Raw genomic sequence first — 17,746 nt, forward strand, 5'->3', positions numbered from 1 at the left:
AACACACGTAAGGGACGCCCACTACTCCTCGTCGGTGTCGGACAGAGCCTGGGCGACCCACGGCGGCGCAACATCCTGAACCTTATCCATCCTACCCGCTCAGAACCCGGAAAGTGGCACTGAAGGCCGCTGTGTGCGCTCGTGCCGCTCGAACGGGCCCGGAGATGCATCCCCCCATGGATCCGGGGGTGTTCTCCGTCCTACGGCACGCTCGCGTCGCGCCGCACCGGATCGCTCCGAACGCATGTTCCCATGCACCTCCGACACTCCCTTCCAGGCTTCTGACCTGCGCTCCCGCACCCATCCCGAGCCGGGAGACGCCGTCCGACCAGCCTGCCGCCCAGAACCCGCCTTTCACACCCGGGCCCCAAACTGTGGATAACTCTCCGCCAACCCTTGTGTCGCCCAGAACACACACGTTCGCGCAACCCCCGAAGACCTGTCCGATGGCCGCTCTGGGCCGCGCGTGCGGGACGCACACGCATCCCGCACCGGCGAGCGAGACGTCTGCGGGAAGCGGCTGGGATGGGGTGGGGTTAGCGGACGCGCCAGGCGCCGGTTCGGCGGGGACCGGACGAGGGGCCGACGACCTTGACGCGCTTGACCGTGCCGTGGCCGAGCTGCTCGTTCAGGCGGCGGACGAGCGTGGACGACAGGAGGCGGAGCTGGGTCGCCCAGGTGGTGGAGTCCGCGACGACGGTGAGCTCGCCCTCGTCGAACTTCTCGGGACGGGTGTGTTCGGCGAGTTCGGGTCCCACGAGGCCTGCCCAGTTGCCGAAGACGCCGCCGACCGCGGCGCGCTGCTCCCAGCCCCGCGTGGCGAGCAGGTCGCGGATCGCGCCGCCGAACGGCTTGGGGTCGCCGCCGCGTCCCGGCTCACGGACGCGTCCGGTGCCGGTCGGGGCCTTCCGCCTACGTCCCTGGCCCGGAAGGGTGCCGCGCTTCATCGCGTCCGCACGAGCCTGGGCCAGCGCCTCGCGCGCGAGCTCGATCCCGGACTTGGCCGGAGCCTCGGAGGCAGCCGCGGAAACCCCGGAATCCACCGATCCAGAGGGGTTGTCCACATGCCGTGGATCTTTGTTCACCGTTCCTCCCCCTTCTGGAACCCGGAGCGCCATGCGGGGATCATCCCGCCGTCACTTCCTCATCGGCCGTGGCAGTCCCACCCGTCCCGTTGGGCGACGGCGAGCCGCTTTCAGGCGAGCGGCCTTCAGGCGAGCCGCTTTCAACAGCGCCGTCCGCGACGTTGAAGGTGGTCCCACTGAGTTCGGCCGGCACGTCCGCGGGGACGGCGGCGGTGATCAGGACCTGCTCGGCGGGCGCGACCATCTCGGCCAGGCGGCTGCGGCGGCCCGCGTCCAGCTCGGCGAAGACGTCGTCCAGGATGAGGACGGGGTCGTCGCCGTCCGCGCGCAGGAGGTCGAAGGCGGCGAGGCGCAGCGCGAGTGCGAACGACCACGACTCGCCATGGGACGCGTAGCCGCGCGCGGGAAGGTCTCCCAGGCGCAGGACGAGCTCGTCGCGGTGCGGGCCCACCAGGCTGACGCCGCGCTCCAGCTCCTGCTTACGCGCCTCCGCCACTCCACCCAGCAGCTGCTCGGCGACTTGTGCACGGTCTGTGGACAACTCGACGCCCTCGCCCAGCGAGCTGCGGTACGTCAGATCGGCCGCGCCGCTGTGCGGAGCGAGTTCGGCATACGCGCGCGCGACGAGCGGGCGCAGCGCCGCGACGAGTTCGATGCGGGCCGCGAGAAGCTCCGACCCCGTGCGCGCGAGATGCGTGTCCCAGACGTCCAGCGTGGCCAGGACCTCGGGGCCGGGGGAGCGGCGGTGCGCGGCCGCCGACTTCAGCAGGGCGTTGCGCTGCTTGAGGACGCGCTCGTAGTCGGAGCGGACAGCCGCGAAACGCGGCGCGCGCGCCGTCAGCAGCTCGTCCATGTAGCGGCGGCGCTCGCCCGGGTCGCCCTTCACCAGCGCCAGGTCCTCGGGCGCGAACAGGACGGTCCGGAGCATCCCCAGGATCTCGCGCGGCCTGGGGACGGGGGAGCGGTTCAACCGGGCGCGGTTGGCCTTGCCCGGGTTGATCTCCAGCTCGATCAGGGCCTTGCGGTCGTCCTTCACCACGCCCGCGCGCACGATGGAACGCGGAGCGCCCTGCCGGACGAGCGGCGCGTCCGTGGCGGCGCGATGGCTGCCGTGCGTCGCGACGTACCCGATCGCCTCGACCAGGTTCGTCTTGCCCTGCCCGTTCGGCCCCACGAACGCCGTGACGCCGCGCGTCAGCGGCACTTCGGCCGTCGCGTACGAGCGGAAGTCCTGGAGCGAGAGATGGGCGACATGCACGAGACACGAGGGTAGGCCCTCGCACCAGGAGCCTGGCACGCCTCCGGCCCAACACGTGTGTCCGGGTTCCCACCCGGTCACCGTCCCCGGCGGCGCCTTCCCGCCCGGATCCCCCTCTGGATTCCCGTCCACACAGGCTGTGGATAACTCCTGGACGGGGCGGCTCCCCCGAACGGCCGAGCCCCGGCGTCCCCAGGGTGGGGATGCCGGGGCTCGGGCGGCCGAGAGCGGCGGTCAGAGCTTGGGCGGGACGACGTCCGCGCCGGGCGAGTCGGCGCCCTTGGCGGTCTCGACGGCGTGGCCGCCGAACTGGTTGCGGAGGGCGGCGACGACCTTCATCGCGGGGGAGTCCTCCTGCCGGGAGGCGAACCGCGCGAACAGGGACGCGGTGATCGCCGGCAGCGGGACGGCGTGGTCGACGGCGGCCTGGACGGTCCAGCGGCCCTCGCCGGAGTCGTTGGCGTAGCCGCGGAGCTCGGTCAGCTCCGGGTCGTCCGCGAGCGAGCGGTTCATCAGGTCCAGCAGCCAGGACCGGATGACGGTGCCCTCCTGCCAGGAACGGAAGGTGCCGGGGACGTCGGTGACGACGTCGGAGGCCTCGATCAGCTCGTAGCCCTCGCCGAAGGCCTGCATCATCGCGTACTCGATGCCGTTGTGGACCATCTTCACGAAGTGGCCCGCGCCGATCTTGCCCGAGTGGACGAACCCGAACTCGCCCTCCGGCTTGAGCGTCTCGAAGATCGGCATCAGGCGCTTGACGTCCTCGTCCGACCCGCCGACCATCAGCGCGTAGCCGTTCTGGAGCCCCCAGACCCCGCCGGACACGCCGCAGTCCACGAAGCCGATGCCCTTCTCGGCCAGCTCCGCGCCGTGCTTCTGGTCGTCCACATAGTGGGAGTTGCCGCCGTCGATGACGATGTCACCGGGCGACAGCAGTTCCCCCAGCCTGTGGATGGTCTCGTGGGTCGGCCCGCCCGCGGGCACCATCACCCATACCGCGCGCGGCGCGGGCAGCCGCTCGATCAGCTCCTCGGCCGAGGCGACGTCGCTGACCTTCGGGTCACGGTCGTAGCCGACCACGGTGTGGCCGCCGCGGCGAAGACGTTCGGCCATGTTGCCGCCCATCTTGCCGAGACCGATGATTCCCAGCTCCATTGCTTCACTCCCCTGTGTGGCACCGCCGCGCGCGGCACGCGGCGGTGGGATTGTCCCCTGTCGGGTCCCAGGATGGCTCCTGACGGTCCCAGAAGGCCCCGGATCGTCCCGAGGTCCCCTGTTCTGCCCCCGGACGTGGTGCTTACCCAGAGAGTCGCACAGGCATGATCAGGTACCGGTAGTTGGGGTTCTCCCCCTCCGCCGGCGGCTTGCCCGTGAGGACGGCCGGCTTGGTCGGCGTCGTGAACGACAGCCGCGCGACGTCCGAGCCGATCGCGGACAGGCCGTCCAGCAGGAAGCCGTGGTTGAAGGCGATGTCGATGTCCTCGCCCTCCAGCGTGGCCTCCAGGGCCTCCACGGCCTGCGCCTCGTCGCCGGTGCCCGCCTCGAGGACGACCTCGCCCTGACGGAACGACAGCCGGACGGGCGTGTTCCGCTCGGCGACCAGCGACACGCGCTTGACCGCCTCGATGAACGGCGCGGTCGCGATCTCGGCGAGGCCCGCGTACTCGCTCGGCAGCAGCGAGCGGTATTTCACGAAGTCGCCGTCCAGCAGCCGGGACGTGGTGCGGCGGCCGCCGCCCTCGAACCCGATCATGCCCTCGCCCGCGCCGCCCTCGGCGCCGCCCAGGGCGATCGAGACCTCGGCGCCCGCGGTCAGCGACTTGGCGGTGTCGGCGAGCGTCTTGGCGGGCACCAGGGCCACGGCGGAGAAGTCCGGGCGCTCCGGCTTCCAGTGCAGCTCCCGGACGGCCAGCCGGTACCGGTCGGTCGACGCGAGGGTCACGGTCTCGCCCTCGATCTCGACCCGGACGCCGGTCAGCATCGGGATCGTGTCGTCGCGTCCGGCGGCGATCGCCACCTGGGACACGGCGGCGGCGAACTCGTCCGAGCCGACCGAGCCGGCGGCGGGCGGCATCGCCGGGAGCGTCGGGTAGTCCTCCACAGGCATGGTGAGGAGTGTGAACTTCGCCGACCCGCAGCGGAGCATCACCTTCGCGCCGTCGGTCGTCACCTCCACAGGGTGGGGAGGAAGACTGCGGCAGATCTCGGCGAGCAGGCGGCCGGAGACGAGCGCGCTCCCCGGCTCCTCGGTGTCGATGTCGGTGGACACCTGAGCGGACACCTCGTAGTCGAACGCCGACAGCTTCAGCCGGTCGCTCGCCTCGATGTGCATCCCGGCGAGGACGGGCACCGGGGGGCGCACCGGGAGGGTGCGCGCCGTCCAGGCCACGGCGTCGGCCAGGGCGTCTCTGTCGATGCGGAACTTCAAGGGGACCCGCCTCCTGCAGGTTTCGGGCAACGGTGCTCTGGACGAATCTCGGTCCGGGCCGGGCGCGCGGGATTTCCCCAGGCCCTGAGTTGAGATGGATCTTTTCTTGAGTAGAGATAAGAGGAAGTACTAGTCATAGGGGCGGTGGATAGTGTGGACAACCCGCGTTTTCCCAGGTGAGAGCGCGAATCTTCATCCACCGACCCTGTGCAGAGGCCGTGGACGGCGCGGCGCGGCCTGGGGACGGCGAAAAGATCCCCACACGTCGTCCTCAAGTCATCCCCCGGTTGTCCACGAGTTGTCCGCAGGTTCTCCCCGCCCTCCCGGCGCGGACGCGGCGCGACGCCGGTCCGGCGGGCCGTGCGGCCCCTGTTTGCACAGGCCGTCCCCAGGTCATCCACGGACTCGTCCCCATGATGCCGGGTGGCCGTCCCCAGCCGGTCCACAATCCGTCCACGAGTCGTCCTCAGATTCAGCGGGGTTGTCCTCAGGTTTTCCCCCGGGTTATCCACAGTGTGGGGCGGAGTTTCCCCCAGCCTGTGAAAGTCGATCTTGTGCGAGGGCCCCCGCGAACGGCCGGTTCCGGCGTTTGCCGGGCCGGTTCAGCGCTTGCGCGCCTGGTGCTTGATCCGGCCGGTGAGCTCGGTGACCTGGTTGTAGATCGCCCGCCGTTCGGCCATCAAGCTGCGGATTTTCCGCTCGGCGTGCATGACCGTGGTGTGGTCGCGGCCGCCGAACTGCTGGCCGATCTTGGGCAGCGACAGGTCGGTCAGCTCCCGGCAGAGGTACATCGCGATCTGCCGGGCGGTGACGAGCATCCGGGAACGCGACGGTCCACAGAGGTCCTCGATCGTCGTCCCGAAGTACTCCACAGTCTGCGCCATGATCATCGGGGCGGTGATCTCCGGCCCGGTGTCGTTCGGTATGAGGTCCTTCAGCACGATCTCGGCCAGCTTCATGTCCACCGACTGGCGGTTGAGGCTGGCGAACGCGGTGACGCGGATCAGCGCCCCCTCCAGTTCGCGGATGTTCGTCGCGATCTGGGAGGCGATGAACTCCAGCACGTCCGGCGGGGCGGCCAGGCCCTCCTGGCGGGCCTTCTTCTGAAGGATCGCGATGCGCGTCTCCAGCTCGGGCGGCTGGACGTCGGTGGTCAGACCCCATTCGAACCGGTTGCGCAGCCGGTCCTCGAGCGTGACGAGCTCCTTGGGCGGACGGTCCGACGAGATCACGATCTGCTTGGACGCGTTGTGCAGCGTGTTGAAGGTGTGGAAGAACTCCTCCTGCGTCTGCTCCTTGCCCTCGAGGAACTGGATGTCGTCCACGAGGAGGATGTCGACGTCCCGGTAGCGGCGGCGGAACCCGTCCGCCTTGCCGTCCCGGATGGAGTTGATGAAGTCGTTGGTGAACTCCTCGGAGCTCACGTAACGCACGCGCGCGCCGTTGAACAGGCTCTGCGCGTAGTGGCCGATGGCGTGCAGCAGGTGCGTCTTGCCCAGGCCGGAGTCGCCGTAGATGAACAGCGGGTTGTAGGCCTTGGCGGGCTGTTCGGCCACTGCAACGGCCGCCGCGTGGGCGAACCGGTTGGACGAGCCGATGACGAACGTTTCGAACGTGTACTTCGGGTTCAGCCGTCCGGGCTCTGCCGCCTGCTGTCCGGACGCTTTGCCACCCGCGGGCGCGGGGGCCGCGTCGTCCTTGTAGGACGAGTCGTCGGAACGGTACGGCTGCTCGTCGCCGCCGCCTCCCCTATAGGGAGGACGATCGGAACCGCCGCCCTGGAAGATGTCCGAAGGCGGGAATGGCGATCCGCCACCCGCACCGCCGTCCGGCCGTCCACCCCGGGGGCCCTCGGCTCCGGCTCGTTCGGGACGTGCCGTGCCGAGCGTGCGGTCGTTCAGGTGCGAGGGCGCGTGCGAGGCGCCCGCCGCCGAACCGCCGCCCAGCCCGGGGCGTCCGTTGGGACGCGGGCCGCCGAAGCCGCCGTGGTCGGACGCGGGGTAGCCGCTCTGGTCAGCGGCCGGGCCCTGGCCGGGGTAGCCGCCGCCGTTCGGCTCGGACACACCGAAACGATCCTGGTCCGAACCCAGGTACCGATCCTGGTCGGCGCCCTTGGAGAAACGGTCCTGGTCGGACGCGGCGGAGTACCGGTCCTGGTCAGAGCCACCGGAGAAGCGGTCCTGGTCCGGGCCGGCGGGATATCCACCGCCCTGTGGATTACGGCCCTGCCCCTCGAACGGCGAGCGTCCGCCGGAGGGCCCATAGCCCGCGGGACGGCCGCCAAAGTCGCCGCCACGCTGGGACCAGCCGCGATCGTCGTCCTCACGCTGGGCCGCCCAGCCGCGGTCGTCCTCGTCACGCTTGGGGGCCGCGGCCCAACCACGGTCGCGGTCATCGTCCTGGCCGGACGGGTAGTTCGACGACCCGTACCCACGGTCGGCATACGGCTGCTCCGGATAAGGGCGCTCCCCATAGGAACGACCCTCGTACCCCTGGTCGCCGTAAGCCGGACGGTCCCGATCCCGATCCCGATCGCGGTCTCCGCGGTAGGACGAGGCTTCGTCACCCCTATAGGGCTGAGAGTCGGGCTGTCCTTGGCCGCCCTCGTGCGCGGGCGCAGGAACGGATCCGGGCGCCTCGGGCTGGACGGTCACCGCTACACGGATCTCCCGGCCCAGCTCTTCCGACAGGGCCTGGGTGATGAGGCCACGCAGCCGGTTCTCCAGGGCGCTCTTCGCGAACTCGTTGGGGGCGGCCAGGAGCGCGGTGTCCTCCACAAGCGCCAGCGGCCGGACGAGCGGGAGCCATGCCCTGTGGTTGGGAGAAAGGTCACGGTCGGCCAGCGCCGCCACCGCACGGGCCCAGGCGGATCCGAGGTTCTGTCCGTCCATGCGCATGGCCCCTCCCGAAAGCTCCGTCGCCAGTAGTCGCGCGGAGTGCCCCTCAACCCGTCCACCCCACCGGTTCGGGCTGCCACAAAGGCCCGTCGACCATGCGGGGGACTTACTCTCTCACGAGTTGTCCACAGAGTTGTCCACACCATGTGCATGACCATGGGGACGCCTGTGTAAAAGTCCATGGCACGGCCTGTGAGGCCGTGGATAACCGGGGAGTGGTGGTCTCGGTGCAACCTGCGAGACCTGCAGGAACTGGGAGGACCGGTCGGCTGGACCGCACATACCGGGAAACTCGTTCCGTCACTGTAGAGCCTGACTCCGGATGGTCGCAACACGCCTCAGGAACCCCGTCCGCACCGTGTTCGTCCCCACAAGATCCACAGTTACCCACAGCTTTCGCGCGGGCGCACGAGCGCAGTCAGGAGTCCTTGACACCGCCCACCGCGCGGGCGCACGAGCCCCTGTGGGAAACGTCTCCGGACGTGTGGACGGGGCCGTCCCGCGCGGCGCGCGGGGCGTCCGCAAGCGGGCGCGCGGGGTTGTCCCCAGGTACTGGACGAGAAGTGCCCGCGAGTCGAAGATCGCCAGGTGCCGGGGCCGCTCCGTTTGACCGGATGGGCGAGTAGCCCGTAACGTGCTGAGGTCGAGTCGCATCGACGGAGATGACGCGTGCCCGCCGTCTCGCCCTTTCACGGAGAGCCGGGTGGGCCCCCGCTGCGGGGGACCGGACGCGGCCCGCGGTGCGAATCCTCGAGACTGAACACGCCGACCGCAGCAGCACTGGAGCCTCAAGTGAGCAAGCGTACTTTCCAGCCGAACAACCGCCGTCGCCACAAGAAGCACGGCTTCCGGCTTCGCATGCGCACCCGCGCTGGGCGCGCCATCCTGTCTTCGCGGCGCGGCAAGGGCCGCGCCCGCATCGCGGTCTGACCGACCTCTGACGCAATGCTGCCGTCCGGACACCGGATGCGGCGGCGGGACGACTTCACCTTGGCCGTCCGGCGCGGACGACGCGCCGGACGGCCTACTGTCGTCGTACACCTGCTTCGCAGGGACCCGCCCGCCGCGCCGCTCCCCGCCGAGGCGCGTGCCGATTCGCGGCCCGCGAACGCCGTCGCGCCCCGCGACGGGGAGCACCGGTCCTCCGGAGCGGACGGCCACCCCACCGGACCGGGCGATCAGCCCGGGGCCGCGTCGCGTGATGTCCATGGGACGTCACCTGGGGACGCCGTTCAAGGGGTAGCCGTCCGTTCGGCCACAGGCGAACCACAGCCTGTGGAAAACCGTTCCGCCGAGGCTAACGACACGTCCCGCCCAGTCGTTTCGATGGGTGTGGACAAAGAGCCAGGGAACGGCACAGGACGCCAGAACCCCCTGGATCCCGGAGTAGCCGGACGCGAGGAGCCCGCACTCGTCGGGTTCATCGTGGCCAAGACGGTCGGCAACGCCGTCGTCCGGAACCAGGTGCGGCGCAGGCTGCGTCACCTCGTGCGTGCGCGCCTCGAGCGACTTCCGGAGGGTAGCCTGCTCGTAGTGCGCGCCAACCCCGCTGCGGGAACGGCGCGCGGTGACGAACTGGCCGCTGATCTGGACTCCGCCCTCGAACGGGTGTTGCGGCAGACCACCAAGGGACGGACATGACGAGCGGACCCGCGGGTGCGCGACCCGAGGACTCCCCGGTCGAACCCGGCCGCGCGGACTCTCCGGGCGAACCGGGCGCCGTACCGCGGCGCCCCGGTCCGGTCGCCGCTGTCCTGATCCTCCTCGTCCGCGGCTACCGCCGTTTCTTGAGCCCCCTGCTCGGGCAGCAGTGCCGATTCCAGCCGACCTGCAGCGCCTACGGGCTGCAGTCCCTTCAGGAGCACGGCGCGCTGCGCGGCTCCTGGCTGACGGTGCGCCGGATCGCCCGGTGCCATCCGTTCAACCCCGGCGGTTACGACCCGGTTCCGCCGCGCCGCGACCGCGCCTCCGCCGCCGTCGCCGACTCCGACGAGCCGTCCGTGGGCGGCGCCACCGAGCGCCCAGCGCCCGGTACAGGCGAACCCGCCTCGAACGGCGACGCCGCGTCCGCGGGTACCGGCCACGCCGGTCCGGACGAGACCGGCCCGCGCGTGAAGGCCGCGGAGCCCCCGAAGACCTCCGGCCGCGAGCAGAGCGGCCCCGCCCCAGCAGAGCCCAAGGAGCTGCCCGGTGCTTGACTGGTTGTACACGATCGTCTCCCAGCTCATCGTGTGGATTCACTCCGCACTGAGCGTGGTCTTCCCGAAGGACAGCGGGTGGGCCTGGGGCGGCTCGATCATCCTGCTGACCGTCCTGCTCCGGCTGCTGCTGGTTCCGCTGTTCGTCAAGCAGATCCACGCGTCCCGGAAGATGCAGGAGCTCAACCCGAAGGTCCAGGCGCTTCGCAAGAAGTACAAGAACGACAAGCAGCGCCTCAACCAGGAGGTCATGAAGCTCTACCAGGAGAACGGCGCCAACCCGCTGTCGGGCTGCCTTCCGCTCCTGGTGCAGATGCCGGTGTTCATCGGCCTCTTCCAGGTGCTCAAGCGCATCTCGGACGCCAAGCCGGGCCACGGCGTCTTCAAGATGTCGCCGGACCTGGTGCACAGCGCGCAGAACGCGCCGATCTTCGGGTCGCACATCTCCGACACGTTCCTGAACGCCTGGAGCCACAGCCCCAAGAGCTGGAACGCGCTGATCATCACCGGTGCGGCGGTCGTCATCTCCTCCGTCACCACGTTCTTCACCGTCCGCGCCAGCATGAAGCGCCAGACGCCGATGGCGGACGAGAACAACCCGATGATGCAGGCCCAGAAGATGATGGTCTTCCTGGCCCCCGCGTTCGGCCTCTTCGGCCTCGGGTTCCCGCTGGGTGTGCTCATGTACTGGGTGACGTCCAACTCCTGGACGCTCGCGCAGTCGCACTACATCTACAAGCGCTACCAGTCGCCCGAGGCGCTCGAGAAGGCCAAGCAGGAGGGCAAGCCCTCCGCCGCCTCCGGTGCCAAGGCCGGTGCCAAGGCCAAGAAGGACGCGGACGAGGCCGACACGGAGACCGCCGAGACCGGCGCCCAGTCCAAGGTCGTCCGCAACCAGCCGACGCGCAAGCCGCGCAGCAAGCGCAGCGGCTCCCAGAAGCGCTAGTTTTGACCCCGGTCCGTGCCGAAGAAGGAGATCCCGTGAGCCAGACCGACACCACCGAGGTCGACGTCCAGGCGCTCGAGCAGGAAGGCGAGATCGCCGCCGACTACATCGAGGGCCTGCTGGACATCGGTGACTTCGACGGCGACATCGACATGGACGTCGAGGGCGAGCGCGCGGTCGTCGCGGTCGTCGGGGCGTCCCTGGACGAGCTGGTCGGCAAGCGCGGCGAGGTCCTGGAGGCGCTCCAGGAGCTGACCCGGCTCGCCGTGCACCGCCAGACCGGCAACCGCTGCCGGCTGATGCTGGACGTCGGCGGCTACCGCGAGCGTCGCCGCGCCGAGCTGACCAAGCTGGGCCAGGAGATCTCGGCCGAGGTCAAGCAGGCCGGCGAGGCCAAGCCGCTGGCGCCGATGACCCCGTTCGAGCGCAAGATCGTGCACGACGCCGTCGCCGCCGCCGGGCTGCGCAGCGAGTCCGAGGGCGAAGAGCCCGAGCGCTTCGTCGTCGTCCACCCTTCCTGAGCCGTACGACCGACCGCCTGTCCGACCCGTGAGAACGGGCCGGGCAGGCGGTTCGTCGTTTCCGGGGTGACGGCCGATGGTTCGATCAGCAGGTGGCGCCGACGAACGTCCGGCGGACCGATGCCTCCCGGCAGGCCTTGGCGAACTCGGCTCGATCGTCGCGCCCGCCCTTGGTGATCAACGCTTGCGCGGAGGGCGCCGGATCGGCGTCGGGGTGTTCTCCGAGGCCGGATCCTGTGCCACGGCGGGGTCCTGGGCGAGCGCCGGGTCCTGGGCCTCCGCCGGATTCTGCGCGAACGAAGGAGCCTGCGCCGGGCGGTCGCCAGGGCTCTCGCTGGATACGGGACGTTCGACTATTCGTTCGACGACCTTGGGCCCTTCGGGGCGCTCCACCACGACCTTCTCGACGTGTTGACGCCCCGGTTCGACGTCGTAGGCGGGGTCCGCGCCCGGCATCTGCTGCGCCCGGCGGCGTGGCCGGGTGTAGGCGAAGGTGAAGATCATGCTGATCACGCCGACCAGGATGAGGATCCAGCCGACGAGGTGGATGTCGAGGCCCCTGAGGTCGACCCGCAGGGCGAACGCGAGGATCGCGCCCAGGGCGATGAAGGCGAGGCTGACGCCGATTCCCATCTCTTGGTGCTCCCTCCCATGTAGTGGCGAGCAACAGCGCCGCCCTCTCTCTACCCGGCCCACGCCGAATATGCGTTCAGGTTCCGCTGGAGGAGTCGTGGCACCCGTCCTGGACGGATGAAATCGATCAGAAACAGGCCAAGGGGACGTCCGGATGGCGTGTGAGCTGGCGTGGCACCGCCTGCCTGGGTACGCCGCCGCCGGTTTTTGTGGAACGATTCGTCTGGTGGGCAATGCACGTGAGGTATTCGGTGACGCGCTGCCGATCGCGGAACGCTATGCGGAGTTCCTCGCAGGCGCGGGTGTCGAGCGCGGATTGATCGGTCCGCGCGAGGCCGACCGGTTGTGGGAACGACATCTGATCAACTGCGCGGTGGTCGCCGAGGCCATCCCGGAGAACGCCAGGGTCGTGGACATCGGCACGGGGGCGGGACTGCCGGGCCTCGTGCTGGCGATCGTCCGGCCCGATCTGTCGATCACGCTGCTGGAGCCGCTGCTCCGCCGGACGAACTTCCTGAACGAGGCGGTCGAGCTGCTCGAGCTCGAGAACGTCGAGGTCCGCCGCGGCCGTGCCGAGGAGGTCGTCAAGGAGTTCTCCATGGACGTGGCGACCGCCCGGGCCGTCGCGCCGCTGGAGCGGCTGGTCCGGTGGGCGTTGCCGCTGCTGCGGCCGGGCGGGGAGCTGCTCGCGATGAAGGGCGAGCGCGCGGCGGCGGAGATCGAGGAGGCCGCGCCGGTGCTCAAGCGCTTCGGTGTGCGGACCACTGAACTACTCCAAGTCGGACAAGGTAAGGTCGAGCCGCCGACAACGCTTGTCCGGGTGGTGGCCGACCGCGCGCCACGTCCCGCCAAAGGGTCGAAAAAGAGGTCTTCATGAGCACGGGACCGGTATCGGGCCGCTCTGGCAGCCCCGACGAATCCGCTGACGAGCAGGCCGCGCACGGCGCGGGCCTTCCCGGACACGCCGATGCGACGGGCCGCCTGGCCGGTCCGTCCGGTCCCGGAGCAGACGCAGACCAGGCCGGACGGCCCGTCGCGGCCCCCGGTGACGCGGGGGACCGGCCCGGGGCGCCGCGCCCCGCGCAGGAGGCCGGCCCCGCTCCCTCCGGGCACGCGATGTGGGGGAACACGACGTCCGGAACGGCGGAGACCGTCGGATACGTCCCGACGGGAGGCGGCGCCACGCTGCCCGCCCCGCGGCAGGGACACACTCAGGGGGAGTCGGAACTCGTGCGCGAGGCGCTCAAGGACGCCAAGGTTTCACGTGAAACCTCGGCCGCCGCGCTCAAGGTGATGGCGGGCAGCGGCCGCCGGGACGCCGAATGGCCCCGGCCGTCCAAGTGCCGGATCATCTCGGTCGCCAACCAGAAGGGCGGCGTGGGCAAGACCACCACGTCGGTGAACCTCGCGGCGTCGCTGGCGCTGCACGGCGCCCGCGTCCTGGTGGTCGACCTGGACCCGCAGGGCAACGCCTCGACCGCGCTCGGCGTGGACCACCACGCGGACATCCCGTCCATCTACGACGTTCTGATCGAGGACACGCCGCTGGCCGACATCGTCGTCCCGGCGCCGGAGATCCCGAACCTGTACTGCGCCCCGGCCACGCTGAACCTGGCGGGCGCGGAGATCGAACTGGTCTCCAAGGTGGCCCGCGAGTCCCGGCTGCGCCGCGCCCTGGACGCCTACGACACCGACGGCTTCGACTACGTGCTCATCGACTGCCCGCCGTCGCTCGGCCTGCTCACGGTGAACGCGCTCGTCGGCGGGGACGAGCTGCTGATCCCGATCCAGTGCGAGTACTACGCGCTGGAGGGCCTCGGGCAGCTCGTCCGGACCGTGGACCTGGTCAAGGCGCACCTGAACCCGGAGGTGAACATCTCCACGATCGTCCTGACGATGTACGACGCGCGGACCCGGCTCGCCGCGCAGGTCGCCGAGGACGTCCGTGCCCACTTCGGGGACGTCGTGCTGCGCACGGTGATCCCGCGCAGCGTCCGGGTCTCCGAGGCCCCCAGCTACGGCCAGTCCGTGATCACCTACGACCCCGGCTCCAGCGGCGCCCTCGCCTACAGCGAGGCTGCCTCGGAGATGGCGCACCACTGGGTGGAGGCCGCCCAGTGAGCAAGCAGCCGCGCGGGCTGGGACGTGGGCTCGGCGCCCTGATCCCGACCGCTCCGCCGCCACCGCCCGCCGCCGACCCCGCGTCCGCGGCCGTTCCGACCGCGTCCCCGTCCGCCGGGCGCGACGTCCAGGCGGAGGGCGCGTACCCGGAGGCGCAGGCCGTCGCGGGAGCGCACTTCGCGGAGATCCCGCCGCGCCGGATCCGCCCGAACCCTCGCCAGCCGCGTGAGCACTTCGACGACGAGGCCCTGCGGGAGCTGTCGGAGTCGATCTCCATCGTCGGACTGCTCCAGCCGATCGTGGTCCGGCGCGTCCAGGACGACTCGGAGCACGACTACGAGCTGATCATGGGCGAGCGGCGTCACCGCGCCGCCCAGATGGCCGGCCTGGAGGCGATCCCCGCGATCGTCCGGGACACCGGCGACGACGCGATGCTCCGGGACGCCCTCCTGGAGAACCTGCACCGCCAGCAGCTCAACCCGCTGGAGGAGGCGGCCGCCTACCAGCAGCTCCTGGAGGACTTCGGCGCCACCCACGAGCAGCTCGCCGGGCGTATCGGACGGTCCCGTCCGCACATCACCAACACGCTGCGCCTGCTGAACCTCCCGCCGAACGTCCAGCGCCGGGTGGCCGCGGGCGTCCTGTCGGCCGGTCACGCCCGGGCCCTGCTGTCCCTGGACAGCCCCGAGGCTCAGGACCGCCTGGCCCAGCGCATCGTCGCCGAGGGACTCTCCGTCCGGGCCGTCGAAGAGATCATCGCCATGCGTGAGGTGGACGACGAGCCGAAGGAGCCCCGCACTCGCGGGAAGCGCCCCGCGGCCCCCGCCCTCCAGCACCTGGCCGACCGTCTCTCCGACCGCTACGAGACCCGGGTCCGCGTCGACATGGGCGCCAAGAAGGGCAAGATCGTCGTCGAGTTCGCCACCCTGGAGGACCTCGACCGCATCATCAAGTCCATGGCCCCGGGTGACAAGGGCGTCGAAGACGACGACTGACCGCCCTCACCTGCGACGCCCGCCTCACCCCAACGAGGCGGGCGTTCTGCTTTCCAGCCCTCGCCCTCCCGCGTCGTTTCACGTGAAACGCGGCGCCCAGGTGTCTTGGACGTCCTCTTGGTGGGGGTTGGCCGGGGGTGTTTCACGTGAAACGGCGGCGGAGGAGCTTCTCGCAAAGGGGGCCGAGGGAGAGGCCGGCGGCGGTGACGGCGCGGGGGAGGAGGCTGGTCTCGGTCATTCCGGGGGCGACGTTGACTTCGAGGAAGTGGACGTCGCCCGCGGCGTCCACGATCAGGTCGGTGCGGGAGAGGTCGCGGAGGCCGAGCGCGCGGTGGGCCGTGAGGGCGGCGTGGGTGGCGTGCTCGGCGGCCTCGGGGGAGAGGCGGGCGGGGGTGACGAACTCGGTGTCGCCCGCGTCGTAGCGGGCGGTGTAGTCGTAGCGGCCGTTCGGGGTGACGATCTCGACGGCGGGGAGGGCGCGCGGGCCGTCCGGGCCGTCGATGACGCTGACGGCGACCTCGGTGCCTTCCACGTAGCTCTCGACGAGAGCCGCGTCGCCGTAGGCGAAGCAGGAGACGAGCGCGGCGGTGAGGTCCTCGGCCCGGTGGACGGCGGACGCGCCGAGCGCCGAGCCGCCGCGGGTGGGCTTCACGAAGAGCGGCAGACCCAGACGGGTCACGATCAGGTCCAGGACGGCCGCGGCGCCGAGGTCGTGGAAGAGCTCCTTGGGGAGGGCGACCGACGCGGGCGTCCGCACGCCCGCGTGGGCCACTACGGACTTCGCGGTCGGCTTGTCCCAGGCGATCCGGCAGGCGTCCGGGCGGGCGCCGATGTAGGGGATCCCCACGAGCTCGAGGATGTCGCGGATCGCACCGTCCTCGCCCATGGCGCCGTGCAGGACGGGGAAGACGACGTCCGGCGGGTCCGCTGCGAGGCGGTCCAGGAGGCCGGCGTCGGCGTCCCGGAGTTCGACGGGGATGTCCAGGGCGCGCAGGGCGTCGGCGACGCGGCGGCCCGAGCGCAGTGAGACCTCGCGCTCGTAGGAGAGTCCTCCGGCGAGTACGACGACGTGAGCGAATTCCACTGCGGTTCCTTCGAGGCGGATCAGGTGCGTGCTGGACGGCACCCATCATGAAGGCTGCCGCCGTTTCACGTGAAACGGGCCCCGTGTGTCGGCGGGTTATCCACAGAACGCACTTCAGCTTTCGCCAAGCCGTCGCGTCCGGTGAGCATGGACGCATGCGGCTTTCGAGACGACAGCGGGAGCACCGAGCAGGCAGGCGCATACGAGAAAGGCCGTGCCCTCCGCCCACTGAGGGGGCGGAGGGCACGGCCGGGGGATCGGGGGATCGGGGAGGGGGGTAGATCAGACAACTTCGGGGCCAGGGGTGTCCACACCGGCAGAGCCACGGTGGCCGACTCCGCCGAAGGTGTCGCGGGTGCGCAGCTCGTTCTCGATGACACCTGCCAGGCGGCGAACGCCCTCGCGGATGCGATCCGGCTCGGGGTAGCAGTACGAGATGCGCATGTCGCGGCGGCCGTTCCCGTCGGCGTAGAAGCCGGTGCCGGGCACGTAGGCGACGCGCTCGGCGATGGCGCGCGGGGCCATCGCCTTGGCGTCCAGCCCTTCGGGGAGGGTGAGCCAGACGAAGAAGCCGCCGGCCGGACGCGTCCACGTGCATCCCTCGGGCATCAGCGTGTCCAGGGCGTCCAGCATGGCGTCGCGGCGCTCGCGATAGAGCTGGCAGAACTCCTTGATCTGCTCGCGCCACGGCTGGGTCGACAGGTACTCCCGGACGGCCAGCTGGGAGAAGCTGGAGTGGCAGAGCACCGCCGACTCGGCCGCCAGGACGAGCTTGGCGCGCACCGCGTGCGGAGCGAGCGCCCAGCCGACCCGCAGGCCGGACGCGATCGTCTTGGAGAACGTGCCGAGGTAGATCACGCGCTCGGAATCGTCGGCGCGCAGGGCCCGCATGGGCTCGCCGTCGAAGCCGAGAAGCCCGTAGGGGTTGTCCTCGATGATGAGGATGTCGTGTTCGGCCGCGAGCTCCAGGAGGCGCGTGCGGCGCTCGGCGGTCAGCGTCACGCCCGCCGGGTTCTGGAACGTGGGGACGGTGTAGAGGAACTTGACCGTGCGTCCCTCCCGCCGGAGGCGCACGAGGGTCTCCTCCAGTGCCTCGGGGACGAGCCCGCCCTCGTCCATCGCGACGTGCACGACGTCCGCCTGGTACGAGGCGAAGGTGCCCAGCGCGCCCACGTACGACGGCCCCTCCGCGAGGATGACGTCGCCGGGGTTCACGAAGATCCGGGTGACGAGGTCGAGTGCCTGCTGCGCGCCGACCGTGACGATCACGTCGTCCGCGCACGCCTGGACGCCCTCCAACGCCATCACGTCGCAGATCTGCTCCCGCAGTCGCGGATCCCCCTGCGCGGAGGCGTACTGGAGCGCCTCGGCCCCGTTGCGCGCGATCAGCTCCCCGACCATCCCGCCGAACTCGTCCAGGGGCAGCGCCGACACGTACGGCATCCCCCCGGCCAGCGAGACCACCTCGGGACGCGAGGCCACCGCGAACAGGGCCCGGATCTCCGAAGGCACCATGCCGGCGGCGCGGTCGGCATAACGATCGGTGTAGGCATCTGAACGCGAGTGCTCCACGAGGCACC

General features: G+C 70.6%; 15 protein-coding genes and 1 pseudogene. 8 read left to right on the plus strand and 8 right to left on the minus strand.

The genetic code is table 11. The features are described 5' to 3' along the window. Window positions 1–536: 536 nt before the first annotated feature. From AB0L06_RS26580 to dnaA, 5 genes are all read right to left on the minus strand, one after another. Complete coding sequence (locus AB0L06_RS26580; RefSeq protein WP_500233808.1) at window positions 537–1,085, minus strand: DciA family protein; 549 nt, start codon at window positions 1,083–1,085, stop codon at window positions 537–539. A 40-nt stretch (window positions 1,086–1,125) separates the two neighbouring features. Then, window positions 1,126–2,343, minus strand: a complete 1,218-nt coding sequence (recF, locus tag AB0L06_RS26585) for a DNA replication/repair protein RecF (RefSeq protein ID WP_500233809.1) — start codon at window positions 2,341–2,343, stop codon at window positions 1,126–1,128. A 234-nt stretch (window positions 2,344–2,577) separates the two neighbouring features. Continuing rightward, window positions 2,578–3,549, minus strand: a complete 972-nt coding sequence (gene gnd, locus AB0L06_RS26590; RefSeq protein ID WP_500233843.1) for a phosphogluconate dehydrogenase (NAD(+)-dependent, decarboxylating) — start codon at window positions 3,547–3,549, stop codon at window positions 2,578–2,580. Window positions 3,550–3,640: 91 nt separating this feature from the next. Continuing rightward, window positions 3,641–4,771, minus strand: a complete 1,131-nt coding sequence (dnaN, locus tag AB0L06_RS26595; RefSeq protein ID WP_500233810.1) for a DNA polymerase III subunit beta — start codon at window positions 4,769–4,771, stop codon at window positions 3,641–3,643. A 602-nt stretch (window positions 4,772–5,373) separates the two neighbouring features. Continuing rightward, window positions 5,374–7,662 (minus strand): chromosomal replication initiator protein DnaA, encoded by a 2,289-nt coding sequence (dnaA, locus tag AB0L06_RS26600; RefSeq protein ID WP_500233811.1) that lies wholly within the window; start codon window positions 7,660–7,662, stop codon window positions 5,374–5,376. A gap of 798 nt (window positions 7,663–8,460) precedes the next feature. Here dnaA and rpmH point away from each other — a divergent pair. From rpmH to AB0L06_RS26625, 5 genes and pseudogenes are all read left to right on the plus strand, one after another. Then, window positions 8,461–8,598: a 50S ribosomal protein L34 gene (gene rpmH, locus AB0L06_RS26605; RefSeq protein WP_021592695.1), complete on the plus strand. Its 138-nt coding sequence runs from the start codon at window positions 8,461–8,463 to the stop codon at window positions 8,596–8,598. A gap of 396 nt (window positions 8,599–8,994) precedes the next feature. Beyond that, entirely contained in the window at window positions 8,995–9,309 is a 315-nt protein-coding gene (rnpA, locus tag AB0L06_RS26610; protein WP_500233812.1) for a ribonuclease P protein component, read from the plus strand. Between the two features lie 113 nt (window positions 9,310–9,422). Continuing rightward, a pseudogene (yidD, locus tag AB0L06_RS26615) lies at window positions 9,423–9,701 on the plus strand (membrane protein insertion efficiency factor YidD); the annotation flags it as partial. A 157-nt stretch (window positions 9,702–9,858) separates the two neighbouring features. Next, entirely contained in the window at window positions 9,859–10,812 is a 954-nt protein-coding gene (gene yidC / locus AB0L06_RS26620) for a membrane protein insertase YidC (RefSeq protein WP_500233813.1), read from the plus strand. A gap of 35 nt (window positions 10,813–10,847) precedes the next feature. Next, on the plus strand, window positions 10,848–11,333 hold the full coding sequence (locus tag AB0L06_RS26625) for a Jag family protein (RefSeq protein WP_500233814.1): 486 nt from the start codon (window positions 10,848–10,850) through the stop codon (window positions 11,331–11,333). Between the two features lie 177 nt (window positions 11,334–11,510). Here the strand turns inward: AB0L06_RS26625 and AB0L06_RS26630 are convergent, their stop codons facing one another. Next, window positions 11,511–11,966 (minus strand): DUF6458 family protein, encoded by a 456-nt coding sequence (locus AB0L06_RS26630; RefSeq protein WP_500233815.1) that lies wholly within the window; start codon window positions 11,964–11,966, stop codon window positions 11,511–11,513. Between the two features lie 226 nt (window positions 11,967–12,192). Between AB0L06_RS26630 and rsmG the strand changes: the two genes are divergently transcribed. From rsmG to AB0L06_RS26645, 3 genes are all read left to right on the plus strand, one after another. Further along, on the plus strand, window positions 12,193–12,843 hold the full coding sequence (rsmG, locus tag AB0L06_RS26635) for a 16S rRNA (guanine(527)-N(7))-methyltransferase RsmG (RefSeq protein ID WP_500233844.1): 651 nt from the start codon (window positions 12,193–12,195) through the stop codon (window positions 12,841–12,843). Between the two features lie 416 nt (window positions 12,844–13,259). Continuing rightward, a complete protein-coding gene (locus AB0L06_RS26640; RefSeq protein ID WP_500233845.1) occupies window positions 13,260–14,087 on the plus strand; it encodes a ParA family protein in 828 nt (275 codons plus the stop codon). Beyond that, window positions 14,084–15,082, plus strand: a complete 999-nt coding sequence (locus AB0L06_RS26645; RefSeq protein WP_500233816.1) for a ParB/RepB/Spo0J family partition protein — start codon at window positions 14,084–14,086, stop codon at window positions 15,080–15,082. The genes AB0L06_RS26640 and AB0L06_RS26645 overlap by 4 nt, the downstream gene beginning before the upstream one ends. Before the next feature lie 142 nt (window positions 15,083–15,224). On the opposite strand, the gene AB0L06_RS26650 is transcribed toward AB0L06_RS26645, so the two are convergent. Next, window positions 15,225–16,166, minus strand: a complete 942-nt coding sequence (locus tag AB0L06_RS26650; RefSeq protein WP_500233817.1) for a D-alanine--D-alanine ligase family protein — start codon at window positions 16,164–16,166, stop codon at window positions 15,225–15,227. A 282-nt stretch (window positions 16,167–16,448) separates the two neighbouring features. Continuing rightward, the gene (locus AB0L06_RS26655) at window positions 16,449–17,681 is read right to left on the minus strand and encodes an aminotransferase-like domain-containing protein (RefSeq protein WP_500233846.1); all 1,233 of its coding nucleotides are present in this window, start codon (window positions 17,679–17,681) and stop codon (window positions 16,449–16,451) included. Window positions 17,682–17,746: the final 65 nt, after the last annotated feature.

It is taken from the genome of Spirillospora sp. NPDC052269 (genome assembly GCF_040679435.1).
In the GTDB taxonomy this organism is placed as follows: domain Bacteria; phylum Actinomycetota; class Actinomycetes; order Streptosporangiales; family Streptosporangiaceae; genus Spirillospora.

Excerpts from the sequence above, each read along its gene's own strand:
- dnaA (WP_500233811.1), bottom strand. The coding sequence starts at position 7,662 with ATGGACGGACAGAACCTCGGATCCGCCTGGGCCCGTGCGGTGGCGGCG.
- rnpA (WP_500233812.1), top strand. The coding sequence starts at position 8,995 with ATGGGTGTGGACAAAGAGCCAGGGAACGGCACAGGACGCCAGAACCCC.
- AB0L06_RS26630 (WP_500233815.1), bottom strand. The coding sequence starts at position 11,966 with ATGGGAATCGGCGTCAGCCTCGCCTTCATCGCCCTGGGCGCGATCCTC.
- AB0L06_RS26640 (WP_500233845.1), top strand. The coding sequence starts at position 13,260 with ATGGCGGGCAGCGGCCGCCGGGACGCCGAATGGCCCCGGCCGTCCAAG.
- AB0L06_RS26655 (WP_500233846.1), bottom strand. The coding sequence starts at position 17,681 with ATGGTGCCTTCGGAGATCCGGGCCCTGTTCGCGGTGGCCTCGCGTCCC.